Here is a 16532-nt window from a genome sequence, read left to right as displayed (position 1 = left end):
GCATGGCGCTGGCGCGAAAACTCCTCGTCATTCTCAATGCAAAAGCACGCGATGCGCGCATCGAGTTCGCCAATGCAACTTGACACCACAGATAGTCGCTCATTGCCCTGCCGGGCATTTCTCCCCGTATAGTGACGGGGAGAAAGACGCGGTCGCTGATGATTTCGCCAATCACCAGCGTTGCAGAAGGAGCGCCGACGATCGCGACAGCCCCTTCTCCCCGTCACTATACGGGGAGAAGGTGCCGGCAGGCGGATGAGGGGCAGTGTCAACGTCGGCAATTGGCGTCGAGAATTGGGAGGGAGACATGATCACCGACAGTCTGTTGAAAACCTATGCTGACTCCGACGCGCTTGACCTGGCCGCGCTGGTGCGCAGCGGCCAGGTTTCGCCGGCGGAGCTGGTCGAGGCGGCGATCACGCTGGTCGAGCGGTTGAATCCGTCGCTCAACGCGGTCATCCACCGCCTCTACGACATGGCGCGCGCGCAGGCGCGCACAGTCGACAAATCGGCTCCCTTTGCCGGCGTACCATTCCTGCTCAAGGAACTGGCCTCGTCCTGGACAGGCGCGCCGAACACCAATTCCTGCCTCTATCTGAAAGACGTCGTCGCCGACTTCGACACCGAAGTCGTTCGCCGCATGAAGGCGGCGGGACTGGTGCTGGTCGGCAAGTCGAACGCGCCCGAAAACGGCTGGTCGATCACGACGGAGCCAAAACTCTACGGCACGACGAAGAACCCGTGGAAGGAAGGCATCACGCCCGGTGGATCGAGCGGCGGTGCGGCGGCGGCCATTGCCTCGCGCATGGTGCCGATCGCGGAAGCAAGCGACGGCGCCGGCTCGATCCGCATTCCCGCCTCCTGTTGTGGCATTGTGGGCCTGAAGCCGTCGCGTGGCCGCGTCAGCCTCGCGCCATTCGGCGACTATTGGTATGGCGGCGCCTATTTTCTCTGCTGCTCGCGCACGGTGCGCGACACGGCGGCCTATCTCGACGCCGTCGCCGGCGCGCTGCCCGGCGACCCCTACACGCCGCCGGTGCCAGATGCGTCCTGGCTCAGCCTGTCGGCGAGCGCGCCGAAAAGATTGCGCATCGGCTTCACCGTCACGCCGCCCAACGGCACGGCCATCGATCCGGAGGTGAAGGCTGCGGTGCTGGCGACCGTGGCGACGCTCGAGCGGCTTGGCCATGACGTCGAGGAGCACGACATGCCGCTCGATGCCAACGGCGTGTGGACGACCTACACCAACATGACCTGCGTGCAGACGGCGGCGACCTTCGACTATCTCGAAACGGTGATCGGCCGGCCGGTAACGCCTGGCGATGTCGAGGCGGTGACCTGGGCGATCATCGAGCGCGGCTGCGCCACCAGCGGCATCAGGCACATCTGCGATGTCGAGCAGCTCAGGCAGGTCGGCCGCGACATTGTCGGCGACCTCAATGGCTATGATCTTTTCGTCACGCCCACCTTGACGCAATTGCCGCGCCCGTTCGGCTATTACGACATGTCGGAGACGGACATCGACCGCTACAACGCCAAATGGACGGACGCCGTCTTTGCCTTCCCGTTCAACATTTCAGGCCAGCCGGCGATCTCGCTGCCGCTCGGCTGGTCGAAAGGCGGCGTGCCGATCGGCGTGCAGCTGGTCGGCCGCTACGGCGACGAGGCGACAGTGCTGGCGGCGTCGGCGCAGCTCGAGCAAGCGATGCCTTGGAGGGATCGCAGGCCGCCGGTGAGTGCTTAGCAGCCAAGGGCCTAAGCATCGGCGTTCGCGCTCTACGGCGCCCCCCTCTGGCCTGCCGGGCATCTCCCCCACGGGTGGGGAGATTGGCGGCTTCGGCGCCGGCTCCTCTTCTTGCCATGTTGAAGATTGGCGACGGCGGCTACGACAGTCGATCTCCCCCCTCGTGGGGGAGATGCCCGGCAGGGCAGAGGGGGGCGCCGTAGAGTGCCAACGGCGATAGGGACCGCTACCCAATCACCTCCAGCCGCCTCGGCAGCCGGTTCATGGCGACCGGTCCATCCGGGGTGATCAGGAACTGGTCCTCGAGATTGAAGCTGGCGAGGCCGTCGATGTAGAGCGGGATCTCGAAGGCCAGCACCATGCCGGGCTCGATCACGGTATCGCTGCTGGCCGCGATGAACGGCCATTGTTCGGAAAAAACCGACTGGCCGACGCCGTGGCCGAAATGGCCGCGGCGGTAGGAGCGCAGGCCTTGCCGTGCCAGGCTGTCGGTGGCGACGCGATGCACATGGGCGAGCGTGTTTCCGGGGACAAGCTCGGCCAGGCCATCCTCGAAGGCGCGCTCGGCGATAGCGTGCAGTTCTGCCTGATCGGCGGAAGGCGGGCCGAAGGTGAAGTTGCGCGACATGTCGGAGGCGTAGCCACCGACCGTGCAGACCATGTCGCATTTCAGCGGATCGCCAGCCACGGCCCTCGCGTCCGCGCCCTTGGCCCGGGCACCCAGCGTCACATATTCGGCCGTGATGACCGGATGCGAAAGCCCGGCCGCCGCCGTGGCGACGCCTTGCCGGTAGAGCGCGACGAGGTCGCCCTGGCGCATGCCGGCCATGGCATCGACCTGCAGCCGCTCCAGGCCGGCCTCGGACAGGAGGATGCCTTGCCGCAGGAGGTCGATCTCGCGCTGCGACTTGACGGCGCGCAGCCGGTCCAGCACGGGCGAGCCGTCGACGACGGGGCAATCCGGCAGCAGCGCCTGGATGGCGGCAAAATCGGCGGCGGCAATGAAGTCGAGGTCGAGGCCGAGCGTGGCGCGCTCCAGCCCGAAATCGAGAAGCATGGCTTGCAGCTGGCGCACCGCGCCGGCGAGGTCGAAAGTGGCGGGACGCGAGAAATCCGCCGCGCGGCCGAGCGAAGCCAGGCCAGCCTCGATACGCTCCGCCAGAGGAAGGCTGTGAGGCCCGGTCTCGACCGGCGCGGATTCGATCCAGATCGGGTGCGAACGTACAAACATTTCGGGCGCCGAGGTCCGCAGCTGCGCCGCGTTGAAGTCCGCGACCACGACGCCGATCGGCAGGTCCTGACGGGCGGGGATGACGACGAAGCCGGCGCCGGCGCGCCGGAACAGTCCGGCCGGGCCGATCGACGCGCCGGTCGCATAATGGAAGGCCTCGGGCGCGCAGAGCACCAGCGCCGCGATGCCGGCGCGTTGCATCAAATGCGTGGCGCGCTGGCGGTCGACAAAGCCCGTCATGACATTTCTCCATATGCCCGAACCGGCAACGGAGCATTAAGGGTACGGACAATCAAGCGGCCGACAAGGGCTACTTGATCGATTCCAGCTTGGTAAGCGCGGCGGTGAAGCCGGCCAGCGACACCGGGATGGTGACCGGCTTGCGGGTGACGGATTCCATGCCGACGTTCAGATTGGTTCCCGATTTCATCGCCTTGACCAGTTCCGGCGGCAGCGGCGTGGCGGCATAGGCGCCGTTCTGGTCGCTGGTCTGGATGGCGATGGTCGTCTTCTGCCCCTGGTCGACCTGATAACTGGCGCCGGACGGCAGGAACAGGCCGTGCGGCAAAGCAAGCAGCATGGCAAGGCTGCCATTGGCATTGTCGCGGCGCACCGTCACGGTGAGCACGCGCTGTCCTGTCTTGGCTTCGGTCAGGTTCTGCGACAGCTGGCATTGAAGCTCGGCGTTCGCCGAGCCGCTGGAGCAGTTCACCGCCCAGGGATTGGCGTCGGCCGGCTTGGGCGGGGCCGATTGGGGCTGGGCCGGTTGGGGCTGGGCCGGCTTGGCCGCGTCCTCGGCAAGTGCGGGTCCAGCGACCGACAGGATGAGCCACAGAGTGACAATACCTACGGCCAAGCCTGAAATATTAGCTCGCGCTAAAGCAACTGTCATATTCCTTGTGCCCCGGCTGGTATTCCCGCAGTACGGCTTGATACAACACTCCAACCCGGCCTGGAAGCCGCGAGTCTAGCCAAGCAAGCCGGCAAATTTACTGTGTCCATATTGCCACAGGGAAGAACTTTGGCGGACGACCACAGCAGCCGGATCTTTAGGGACTCGCTATACAATAGAATTCCAGTAAATATCGGCACGCGGGACGTGTAGTCCCAGAAGGGCTCGCCAGGGGATGGGAACTACCGAGAAGTCTCGGCAAGTTGGTGGGATGGCGGCGCGTGGGGAGGGTTTCCACGTGCGCGCCGGCTATCGCCGTTCGAGCATTGCCAGGCATCTCTGGAAGACGACGGCGCTTACGTCGCTGGCACTGGCGCTCTCGGGCGCGGCTGCCTATGGCGACGATGCCGGTCTCTGGCAGCCGCAGATCCGGGCCATTATCGGCGCCGACAACAATGGCGGCAACGCTGCGCTCGAAGGCTTCATCCCGATCAAGCAGACCGCCGAATCGGTGCTGTTCCTGGATGTCCGGGCCAAGCACGATTTCAAGGACGCCTTCGGCCAGGATATCGGCCTCGGCATCCGCCGCATCATCAACCCCGACCTTATGCTCGGCGGCTACGCCTATTTCAATGCCGAGAGCTACGGCGGCACTCAGTTCACCGGCGGCACGCTGGGCGTCGAGGCGATCACGCCGAATTTCGACGCGCATGTGAACGTCTTCGTGCCGATCAAGGGCGACTCGACCGACCAGTCGACCAGCTCGACCCTGTCGATGGTCTCCAACCAGCTGATCGAGCAGATCTCGGTGCTCGACCATCGCGATTACGCGGCCTGGGGCATCGAGGGCGAGGTCGGGGCAAAGGTGCCGCTCAACCTGCCCGACAAGCATTCGCTGCGGCTGGATATTGGCGGTTATCATTTCGAGGATCCGCACGGCGATGACGGCAGCGTCACCGGCGCCAAGGCCGGCATCGAATATGAGATCGGCGATGTCTTCGGCACCGGAACGTCGCTGACCTTCACCGGCGAGGTGCGCAACGACAACCGCGACGACACCCAATTCGCCGGCAGCGTGCGGCTGAACATCCCGTTCAACCCCGGCCATGGCTCGGACACTACCGGGGCCATCGGCACGGACCCGGTCTATCCGGTCAGCGAAGGCCTGCGCAAGCGCGTCAACGAGCGGGTGCGCGGCGATATCGGCGTCAGGGTCCAGTCGCAGGACAAGATCGGCGGCTCGACGACGCGCGTCGCCATCAACGCCGCCACCAATGCCGCCTTCGGCAAGTTCTATTTCGCCGATGGCGGTTTGGCCGGCGCCGGCACGCAGGCCGACCCGACGACACTGGACGACGCGGTCACCAAGGCCGGCAATGGCGGTTTTGTCGTTGCCCTGGGTGGCAGTGGCAATCTGACGACTGCCGGCGTGACACTTGCCACTGGCCAGACCGTGATCGGCGGTGGCCAAAGCGTCACCGCGAAACTGTCCGGCGGCGGCACCGCCACCTTCAATCTGGGCGGCAGCGACGGCACGATCCAGGGCACCAACGTCGCCAACAACGTCATCACGCTCGGCACCGGCAACACGCTGAACGGCATCACCATCACCGGCGGCGCCGACGGCATCTTCGGCAACAACGTCACCGGCACGACGCTGACCAAGGTCACGGTGACGGGCGCCGGCGGCAACGGCGCCGAGTTCACCGGCAATTCGACCAACGTCAAGGCGTCCGATTTCACGTCCACGAATAACGGTCTCGACGGCCTGCACATCGAGGACAACGGCACCTACAATTTCACCGGCACGACGCTGCTGTCGGGCAATCTCGACGACGGCCTCGATATCACCGGCCAGGGCACCTACACCTTCGCGACGGTCAATGCGCTTGATAATACCGACCGCGGCATCACCGTGCAGGGCACGTCGAGCGGCGGCAGCTTCACCACCACCGGCGGCACTATCTCCGGCAATGGCGGCGTCGGCGTCTACATCGACCCGATCACCGCGCATGTGGTGCTGGATTCGATCAGCCAGACCGGCGGCACGTCGGGCGTGGTGCTCGACCACGTCTCGGGCAGCTTCACCGTCAACGGTTCGACGACGATTTCCAACACGACCGGAGCGGCGATCCAGATCACGGATTCGCCGGCGACAATCCGCTTCGGCGACATCAAAATCACCAATCCCGGCGCCGGCGGCATGTCGTTCAGCGGCGTCAACGCCGCCGTAGTGGCCGGCAACATCGTCATTTCCGGGCTGGGCGTCGGCTCTGGTCTCGACTTCTCCGGCAGCCAGACCAATTTCACCGCGCAGTCGCTCAACATCACCGGCCCGGGCGCCGCCGGCACCATCGGCATCGACCTCGCCGACACCACCGGCGGCGCCTCGATCATCATCACCAATGGCGGTTCCATTTCGGGTGTCGACACCGGTGTGCGCTTCGGCATAGCGGGCTCGCTGGCCCATTCGGCCAATGCCGAATTCAGCTTTGGCGGCGGTTCGATTGCCGGCAGCACCGCTTCGCTCGACGCGCGCGGCCTCAACCAGACGCTCGGCCACTACGCGTTCGGCTCGACCACTTTCAGCGGCGATCAGCTGTTCGACCAGCAGAATGTGATCTTCGTCGGCGGCGTCGGCTCGTTGGGTGACGGTTCTTCGACATCGAGCCTGCTCGCGATAAACCTGGCCGACTCCAACACCCAGAACAATGCGATCTTCGTGCTGGTCAACGAAGGATCTCCCATCGATACCGTCAACGGCTTCTCGCTCAGCGACGGCCAGACGCTGGCCTCGTTCGGCAATGGCCGCTCCTTCTCGCTCGGCGGCATTCCGGTCAACATCACCGGCAACAATGTCCAGCACGACCAGGTCGTTTCGGATCCGGGCGGCGGCGCGGCGACGCTGACCAATTCCGGCTCCGGCGGTGTCGTGACAGTGGCCAACGGCAATTCGCTGCTCGACTTCAACATTTCGGGCGGCAGCGACGCGGGCATCAACGCAACCTTGATCAACGCCCTGACGATCCAGGGCGTGACCCTCAGCAATGTCGACACAGGTCTTTTCCTCGGCAGCGTGACCGGCACGGTTTCGGTCCACGATCTCAATGTCCAGAATGCGAGCCAAACCGGCATCGAGCTTGTCGCCTCGAGCGCGACCGTCAATTTCACCGGCAACACGACGATCGGCAATGCCACCAATGTCGGGCTGTCCGCCAAGAATTTCGATGGCACCGCCACTTTCGACGACCTCGATATTACCGGCGGCGGCATAGGCGTCTCTATCGTCAACGACTCGAGTGGAACCCTGACTTTCGGGGCCGGCAGTTCCATCACCGGCACGAGCAGCAACGCCTTCTCGATCAGCAGCTCCACGCCCAACGTCACCTTCAACGGCACCATCAATCAGACCGCTGCCGCAAGCGCGGTGACAATCTCCAACATGACCGGCGGCAGCGCCACCTTCGGCGGCACGATCACCGCCAGCACCGGCGCGGCCAATGCGATCGACCTGACCGGCAACACCGGCGGCACGATCAACTTCACCGGCGGGCTCGACCTGACCGCGGATGGCGGCTTCGCCTTCAGCGCCGTCAATGGCGGTACGCTGACGGTAACTGGCTCCGGCAACACGGTAGCGACCGGTCTCGGACCGGACGAGAAGGGCATCCAGATCGCCGGCATGACGATCGGGACTGCCGGGGTGAACTTCTCCAGCGTCACCGTGGATGGTTCCGGCGGCGGCGTTTCGACCGGTATCGCCATCAGCAACACCAGCGGCGGCAACGTCACCTTCGGTGGCGTCGACCTGTACCGTATCAGCGGCGTCGCCATCAGCCTCAACAATGTCGCCAGCGGCGTCTACACCTTCAACGGCACGACGAAGATCGACACGGTGGTCGGCGGAGGCCCCGGCTTGCTGGTTCAAAACAGCGCCGCGACCGTCAGCGTCAGCAATCTCGTCACCACGAATATCGCCGGCGCCGATGTCAGCTTGACCAACAACACCGGCACGATCGGCATCGGCGGCACGATCACCAACTCCGGTACCGGCAACGGCGTCGTCGTCTCCGGCGGCAGCGCTGCGATCACGGTCTCGGCCGATATCTCCAGCTCAGCCACAGCACCGGGTACGGCGGTCAAGGTCGATGGCATCACCGGCGGCTCGGTGACCTTCAGCGGCGCGATCAGTTCGACCAGCACCGGTAGGCTTTTCGAGATCGGCTCGGCGGCTTTCCTGAGCGGCGGCACGATCAGCTTCACAGGCCCGTCACTGTCGGCGACAGGCGGCGGTGGAGCGTCTGCCATCGACCTCATCGGCACGGCCAAGTTGAACGTTACCGCTCCGCTGTCGATCACCAATGCCGCGAGCACCGGCCTGGTTGTCGGCAGTGTCGACAGCACCGCATCGGCAACCTTCGGAGCGGTCACGGTGACGGGCGCCGGCCCCGGCATCGCCATCGCCAACACTGCCGGTTCAGTCACCTTCGGCACGACCCAGGTCACGCTGGGCTCTGCCGCCAACGTGGCCGGCATCAACTTCTCATTCACCAATGCCGATGTCAGCTTCGGCACGACCACCGTGACGATGGGCGCCGGCGCCAACCAGAGCGGCATCAGCTTCGCAACTGCCAGTGCCGATGCCAGCTTCGGCGCAACCACCGTGACAATGGGCGCTGGCGCCAACCAGACCGGCATCAACTTCAGCGGCGCCTTTGCCACGGCCGATTTCGGCGTGACTCATATCACCGGCACCGGTGACCTGACCTCGCGCGGCATCGACCTGTCGTCGACGCAAGCCGACAAGACCATCACCTTCCAGGCCGGCTCCAGCATTTCCAATGTCGGCGTCGGCGTCGAACTGTCGTCGGGCGGCACCACGGCGACATCGGCCAATGCCAACTTCACCTTCGGCGACGGCAATGCGGGCAATGGCCTGCAGTCCTCCATCAGTGCGGCAGCCGGCGGCTACACGGTCAACACCATCGGGCTCAATCCGGCGCTCGGCAATTACAATTTCAACGATGTCGCCTTCACCGGCAGCGCGCATCTGGCCAGCGCGGTTGGTGGGACCATCATGGTCTCGCAGAACGGCGGCGTCATCGCCGCCGGCACGGACGGGCTGAGCGCGGATGTGAGCACCATTTCGGTGACCGCCGCCGACGCCATGAGCGGCAGCGGTGTGGTCTTCGCCTTTGTCGGCACGGTCGATCTCAGCGGCACGCCGTTCACGCTCGATTCGGGCCAGTCGATCACCGGCTTCGGCAACGGCAACTCGATCCTCACCTCCGGCACGGTCCAGCCGATCAACGTCCAGGGCAATCTCGGGGCAACCGGCGGCAACGTCACCGGCGACGAGGGCGTGGTCAAGAGCACGGGCAGCGATACCCTGCACCTGCTCGGCAGCAATCAGGTGGAGAACACCGCTTTCGACTTCAGCGGCGGCAGCGGCTCGGTCTTCCTCATCGACGAGAGCGCGGTCGGCTTCGGCAATGCCGGCGGCATCGTCGTTGACGGCGTCACGGTCAGCAATGTCGCCGTTGGCCAGACCGCCTTCAAGGTCGACGGCCTCACCACCAACGTGTCGATCACCAACAACAACATCAACGTCGCCGGCACGCTGCTCGCCGCCGATGGCGGCAATGGCAACATCACGCTCACGCGCGGCAATTTGCCCAACAGCGGCCCGGCCGGCACGCTGACCGGCGGCGGTGTCACGATCTCCAACCGCACCGGCGGCCTGGTCGATTTCACCGACAAGGCGACCATCGGCGGCAACGGCGTTTCGCTGACCAACAATACCGGCGCTGGGATTACCTTCGCGGATGTGGACATCACCACCAACGGGTCGACGGCCTTTACCGCCAGCGGCGGCGGCACGGTCAATGTCACGACGGGCACGATCAACGCCACGGGCGCGCAAGCGGCGGCGCTCGACGGCATCACCGCAGGTATAAACTTCGCCTCGACCAACGCCACGTTCGGCTCGGGCAACGGCATCGACCTGCGGAATCTCAGCGGCACAGCCGCTTTCGGCACCGGCACGCTGACCAACACCGGCGCGAGCACGTCGTTCAATGTCGGCTCGGCGACCGATCAGAGCGGCGGCAACGCCGTTATCTCCTATGGCGGCACCATCGCCAGCAACGGCACGGGCGCGGCGGTTTCGATCCAGGAACTGACCGGCGGCTCGGTGACGCTGTCGGGCAATTTGACGGATGGCCTCACGGGCGCCGGCGGCAATATCGTCGTTGCCGGCATCGACAACGGCACGGCGGCGACGGTCACCTTCTTCGGCACGACCAAGCAGATCGACTCGGGCGCGACCGACGGCGTCAGCCTGACCGGCAATCCGAACGGCACGGTCGACTTCAGCAATGGCGGCCTTGCCATTAAGACAACGACCGCAACGGGCTTCCATGTAGCCTCCGCCGGCACGGTCAGCGTCAGCGGCAGCGGCAACACCATCACCACGACGACCGGCACCGCGCTCGACCTCGGCAACGCGACAGTCGGCGCCGGCGGCGTCACCTTCGATTCCATCACGGTCGCCGGGGCGGCGACCGGCATTGCGCTGAACAATGTCAGCGGCGGCGCCGTGAGCCTCGGCGTGGTCGACCTGCAAGGCATCACGTCGCGCGGCGTCGACATTTCCGGCACGCTCGCCTCAACGCTTGATTTCACCAGCCTCAACATCGGGCTCGGCGCCACCAACGCGATCGGCCTCGACCTCAGCGGCGCCGCGCTCGGCGCCAGCAACATCACGGCTGGCGATCTCGACGTCGATGGCGGCAGCTTCGCCGGCACGATCGGCATCGACATGGCCGGCACGACCGGCACCGGCACGATCCAGCTCGGCGACCTCGTCAACAACAACCCCGGTCCGAGTGGCCAGACCTCGACCATCGCCAATGTCGGCTATGGCGTGCAGTTCTCCAGCACCACCAACGCCAAGCTGGTCTTCGGCGATGGCCAGGGTCCGGCCGAATCGTCGATCGCCACCACCGGCGGCCAGGTCATCCACGCCACCGACACGCTGCCGACCAATGGCAACTACAATTTCAACGACGTCAATTTCACCGGCGACATTTCGAACCTGTCGACGATCAGCGTCTACTACGTCGTTGAAGGCGGCACCGGCGACGGCAGCCTTGCCAATCCGGGTAGCTATATCGGCGCCCAGGCGTCCACCGCCAACGTCGTGGTGCTGATCGACAAGAACGTCAACGGCAGCCAGGAAACCATCGATCTCAGCGGGACGTCGTTCCAGCTCGACGACGGACAGGTGCTGCTCGCCTTCAAGAGCGGCGATGCCGCCGTCGATGTCTCGCAGCTTGGCGTCGACACCAGCGGCGGCGCCGGCGCAGCGTTCCATTTCACCACCGTGCAGAACTCGCCGATCGTCTCGGCGCCGGGCGGCATCGATTCGCTGCGGCCGATCCTGCAGAGCAACAACGCCACCTCGGTGATCAACCTGGCGACATCAGGCTCGGGCATCTTTAGCGGCGGCGTCGACAATCTCATCATCCGCAACACCAGCACCGGCGCAGGCATTTCGGTCAACGCGACAGCAGCCTCCAGCTTCTTCATCTGGAACAACGACATCGCCGCAGGCGGCCGGGCGCTCGACTTCGCGACCACTGGCGCGCCGGCCAACACTCTGCTGGCGTCGATCGACGGAAACACGCTGCAATCGACCGGAACCGCGCTGGCCGCATCCTTTGCCGGCCAGAACATCAGCGCCACGCAGAATTCGATCGCTGTCAGATCTTTTGCCGGCAACACGGTGGTCGGCGGTACCGGCGGCGGCATCGCCTTCAGCAATGTCACCTTCGATTCGACCGGCGCCGGCGGCACCGTCTCGGTGGGTACGCTCGACATCGGCACGACAGCCGCGAGGGTGCAGGGCAACGGCCTCAGCCTGACCGGCACCAGCGGTACGCTTGATCTCGGCACGTTCACTGTCTTCAACAACAACGGCACCGGCCTGCTGGTCGATGCCAAGGGTCCGCCAGCCACCACTTTTGCGCTCAACAGCAGCGGCGGCTCGGTCGACACCACCAGTGGCACCGCCATCGATCTCGACCCGTTGACGGTTGGCATGACGATCGGCAGCGTCACCGCGACCGGCGGCGCGAGCGGCATCATCTTCGACGGCGTCGCCGGGACCTTCACCGTCACCGGCGCCACCAACATCTCCGGCACGGCGGACGCCGGCATCAGCGCGATAAACACCAATGCCGGCACCTTCAACTTCAACACGGTGACGGTGAACAACGTACTGTCGACCGGCGGCGGCATCGGTTGGGCCAGTGGTACGCTCAACGTCACCGGCCTCGCCGACATCGACACGACGAGCGGCGCGGGCCTTACGCAGACCGGCGGCACGACCAGCTTCACCGGCGGCGTAACGATCGATACCACGACCGGCGTCGGCATTTCCGGAGGGGGTGGCGCCACGATGGGCATCACCGCCACTGGCGGCACCGAAAGCGTGAATTCAACCAGCGGCACGGCGATCGCCTTGTCCAACGTCTCTGCAACCATCGCCCTGGATTCGACCTCGTCCGCCGGCGGCAGCACCAATGTGAACCTTGTCAACACCAGCGGCACGGTTAACCTTGGTTCGGGCGCGCTGACCGGCGCCGCGGCTGTCTCGTTCATCGTGAGCGGCGGCACGGCGGCAGTCAGCTATTCGGGCAGCGCCACCATGTCGGCCGCCGCCGGCACAGCCCTTGAAGTCCAGAACCGATTGGCCGGGGCCGGGCTCGTCTCGTTGAGCGGCAACCTGACGTCCAATGGCAACGGTATCTACCTGAACAACAATACCGGGGGTACAGTGACCGCCTCGGGGGCATCCAACAATTTCACCGGTGCGGGTTCCGGCGTTACGATAGTCAACAACACCGGCGGCACCTTCAACATCAACGGCGCAAGCTATACCATCGCTATGAGCTCGACCGGCGCGGGCGTCGCGATCAGCGGCAACAGCGCCCCTGTGGCGATCAATTTCGGCGGCGGTGGGCTGGCGATCACCACGGCGGCGGGCACGGGGTTCAGCGCCACGGGCGCCGGCACTGTTACCGCCGGCGGAAGCGGCAACACGATCGCCACCACCAGCGGCGGCACCGCACTGAACCTCAGCGGCATCACGATCGGCGCGGCGGGGCTCAACTTCTCCTCGGTATCCACCACCAGCGCCACGACCGGCATTTCGCTGGCCAATGTCGCCTCCTCGGGCGGCGGCGCCATAGCGCTCGGCACGGTCAGTCTGCAGGGCATCACCTCTCGCGGCGTCGACGTCACCGGCACGCAGGGTGCGGCGCTTTCCTTCAACGGTCTCGACATCGGCCTGAACGATAACGCGGCCGTGGCTTTCGACCTCAACGGTTCGACGATCAACGCGGCGATCACGGCCAACGATTTCGACGTCACCAATGCCGCCGCCGCCGGCACCTCGATCGGCGTCGACCTGCGAGGCGCCACCGGCGGCCAGACGGTGCGGCTCGGCGATGCGAACCTCGCCGGCAACAGTTCGAGCATCGCGGGCGTCAACACCGGCGTGTTCCTGAACGGCACGACGAACGTCGCCTTCACCTTTGGCGACGGCGATACCGCCGACCAGTTGTCGACCATCAGTGCCAGTGTCGGCATCGACGCTTCCGTCGCGCCGGCCGCGGGCACCTACAATTTCAAGGATGTGAACTTCCAGGCCACGCCTGGCCTCGGCTTCGGTGTCGGCAAGGTTTATTTCGTCGGCGCGGCGTCGACCGGCGACGGCAGCGGCCGCGACCAGAATAATCTGGCGACGCTGGCCGACGCCGAATTCAACGCGGCCGCAACGGACATCATCGTCCTCGTCAACGATGGCGGCACCATCACCGCACAGGGCACCAATGGCAACGACACGCTGAACCTGCTGACCGGCCAGCAGGTGCGCGGCTTCGACAATGGCAACATCAACCTGGCGCTGACGGTGCCGTCGACGATCCAGCTGGCCAGCAACACCATCTCCATCGCCGATCAGACGCCGGGCGGCACCACCACGCTGACAAGCGCCGATGGCAGCAGCGTCATCACGCTTTCGGCCAGCGGCAACATCATCGACGGCTTTACCATCAACGGCGACGACGGCGCGGGAGTGAATGCCGCGATCGGCATCAGCGGCGCGACGGCGAATGCCACGATCAGCAACATGACGATCAGGAACGTCACGGCCGCCGACATCGACTTCGGCGCCGGCGCAACCGGCACGACGACGCTGACCAATGTCTCCCTCATCGCGGCCTCGGCCGCGACCGGCATCAAATTCGGCGCGGCCTCCGGAACGGTCACCGCCACCAATGTCGATACCACCGGCGGCAGCGGCCTGTCCGTGATCGGCGGCAATGCGGCGTTCGGCTTCGACAGCACGAGCTCGGTCACCAGCGTTATCGGCACCGCGGTCAGCATCACCAACCGCACCGGCGGCAGCTTCGGCTTTGCCGGCGCGGTGACGTCGAACATCGGCGCCAGCGGCGTCGTCATCTCCGGCGCGACGGCAGCCAACACAGTCAGCTTCACCGGCGCCGTCACCCACAATAATGCCACCGGCGCCGCCGTCTCGATCAACAATGGCGGCCAGGCCTCGACCGTTAGCTTCGCCAACCTCGTGGTCACAACGGGCGGGTCCAACACGGCCTTCACCGCGACCAATGGCGGGACGGTCAATGTCACCACCGGCTCGATCAGCGCGAGTGCCGCCCAAGCGATCAACCTCAACGGCATCGCGGCCGGCATCAATTTCACCTCGACCACTTCGGGCGGCGGCGTCAACAATGTCGCCCTGACCAACGTCACGGGCACGGTAAACCTGGGCACCGGTGCGCTGAGCGGCGCCTCGGGCACCGCGTTCGATGTCAGCGGCGGCACCGCGGCCATCACCTATGGCGGGTCGATCGCCAAGACGAGCGCCGTCGGCAACGTCATCAGCATCGCAGGCCGCACCGGCGGCACGGCCACCTTCAGCGGCACGGTGTCGGCAACCGGCTCCAGCGCCGGCATAGCGCTTTCCAGCAACGGCGGATCGACGATCAATTTCACCAACACGCTGACGCTGACCGGCTCGAACGTCGCCGGCTTCAGCGCGACGGGCGGCGGCACGATCAGCGCCACCGGCACCGGCAGCGTGATCAGCTCGGGCACGGCCACAGCACTCAACGTCGCCAACACGACGATCGGTGCGAGCGATCTGACGTTCCAGCGCATCAGTTCCAGCGGCGGCAGTGCCACCGGCATTATCCTCGACACCACGGGTGCCCTGGGTGGCCTGCATGTGACCGGCAATGGTGCAACGGTCGGCGCCTCCGGCGGCGGCGTCATCTCCAGCAAGACAGGCGCGGATGGCAGCACCGCGCAAGGCGTCGGCATCTACCTGAACGGCACGACGGATGTGCAGCTCAACGGCCTGCAGATGAACGACTTCCAGAATTACGGCATTCTGGGCAACAACGTCACCGGCTTCACGCTGGACCATACGATCATCAACGGCAGCAATGGCACCAGCGTTGCCGGAGTCGGCGAAGGCAATGCCTATTTCACCGGCCTCAAGGGCACCGCTACGGTTTCGAATTCCACCTTCACCGGCGCGGCGCTGGACGCATTCCACGTCTTTAACAACAATGGCGAGACTCTCAACCGGATCACCATCACCGGTTCGACCTTCGCGACCGACGCCGCCGCAGGAAACTCGTCAGGCGACGCGCTGGTGTTCCAGGCGACGAACGGCGTCTTCAACGCGACCGTCCAGAGCTCGACATTCACCTCCGCGCGCGGCGACCTGTTCCAGCTTGATCTGCACGGCAACGTCCAGTCGGATCTGGTGTTCGGCGGCGCCACTGGAGCGCTCGGCAACACGCTGTCGAACAACAACCAGAACATCGTCTCGGGCGGCGGCGGCATCACGATCAGTTCGGGCGGCGCCGGCGACGTGGCGAACCTGACCTTCAACATCGCCCACAATACGATGCGCGATGCGCTGGGCACGGCTCTGGGCATCAGCACCGGCTCCGGCGCCAGCTCGTTCAACGGCACGATCGATTCGAACACGATCGGCGTCGCCGGCGTGGCGAACAGCGGATCGGCCCAGGGCAGCGATATCGGCTTCGTCACGTTGGGCGGCGCCGATTCCAGCGTGACGATCACCAACAACCTGCTCTATCAGTACAACAATGATGGCATTCTGCTGCAGACGGGTGATGCGGTCGACGGCGGCAACCACAAGCTGACGGCCGTGGTACAAGGCAACACCGCCAGCAATCCAGGCACATTCGGCAACCACGGTTTCGAACTGAACGCCGGCACGGTTGCTGGAGACGCCCAGACGGTCTCGCTGACCCTCGGCGGTGCTGGCGGCCTGGCCAACAATTTCACAGGTTCGGGTGCCAATGGTGGCACAGACATCCGTCTCCGCACGCGGTTCGATGTCCATGTTGGCTTGCATGGCGGCGCCGCGGCTTACGCGGGCGCGGCAACCGATGCCGCGGCTGTCATGAGCTATGTGCAAGCCATCAACAGCGGCACTGTCAGTGTCACGATCGGCACCGGTGGTACGGCGGGCTTCTATTCGACGCCATAGTCTGAACGGGCGACGAACTCGCCAGGCGATTCTTACATACGCCTCAATC

At 65.3% G+C, this 16532-nt stretch carries 4 protein-coding genes; 2 read left to right on the top strand and 2 right to left on the bottom strand.

Features of this window, described 5'->3' with window-relative positions:
• The first annotated feature begins 307 nt into the window (after window positions 1-307).
• On the top strand, window positions 308-1744 hold the full coding sequence (locus tag EN850_RS32305; protein ID WP_136092906.1) for an amidase: 1437 nt from the start codon (window positions 308-310) through the stop codon (window positions 1742-1744).
• 226 nt (window positions 1745-1970) lie between these two features.
• Here the strand turns inward: EN850_RS32305 and EN850_RS32295 are convergent, their stop codons facing one another.
• Together EN850_RS32295 and EN850_RS32290 are read right to left on the bottom strand one after the other, a co-directional pair.
• Window positions 1971-3215, bottom strand: a complete 1245-nt coding sequence (locus EN850_RS32295) for a Xaa-Pro peptidase family protein (protein ID WP_136092905.1) — start codon at window positions 3213-3215, stop codon at window positions 1971-1973.
• 70 nt (window positions 3216-3285) lie between these two features.
• A complete protein-coding gene (locus EN850_RS32290) occupies window positions 3286-3831 on the bottom strand; it encodes an invasion associated locus B family protein (protein WP_246689311.1) in 546 nt (181 codons plus the stop codon).
• Between the two features lie 334 nt (window positions 3832-4165).
• Between EN850_RS32290 and EN850_RS32285 the strand changes: the two genes are divergently transcribed.
• Window positions 4166-16483 (top strand): hypothetical protein, encoded by a 12318-nt coding sequence (locus EN850_RS32285; RefSeq protein ID WP_189591262.1) that lies wholly within the window; start codon window positions 4166-4168, stop codon window positions 16481-16483.
• Window positions 16484-16532 lie beyond the last annotated feature (49 nt).

Source organism: Mesorhizobium sp. M8A.F.Ca.ET.207.01.1.1 (assembly GCF_004794715.1).
Classification (GTDB): Bacteria; Pseudomonadota; Alphaproteobacteria; order Rhizobiales; family Rhizobiaceae; genus Mesorhizobium.
This window is presented reverse-complemented; position numbering and strand designations above follow the sequence as displayed.

What these genes read in the sequence shown, in the direction of transcription:
- EN850_RS32305 (WP_136092906.1), top strand. Translation starts at nt 308, where the DNA reads ATGATCACCGACAGTCTGTTGAAAACCTATGCTGACTCCGACGCGCTT.
- EN850_RS32295 (WP_136092905.1), bottom strand. Translation starts at nt 3,215, where the DNA reads ATGACGGGCTTTGTCGACCGCCAGCGCGCCACGCATTTGATGCAACGC.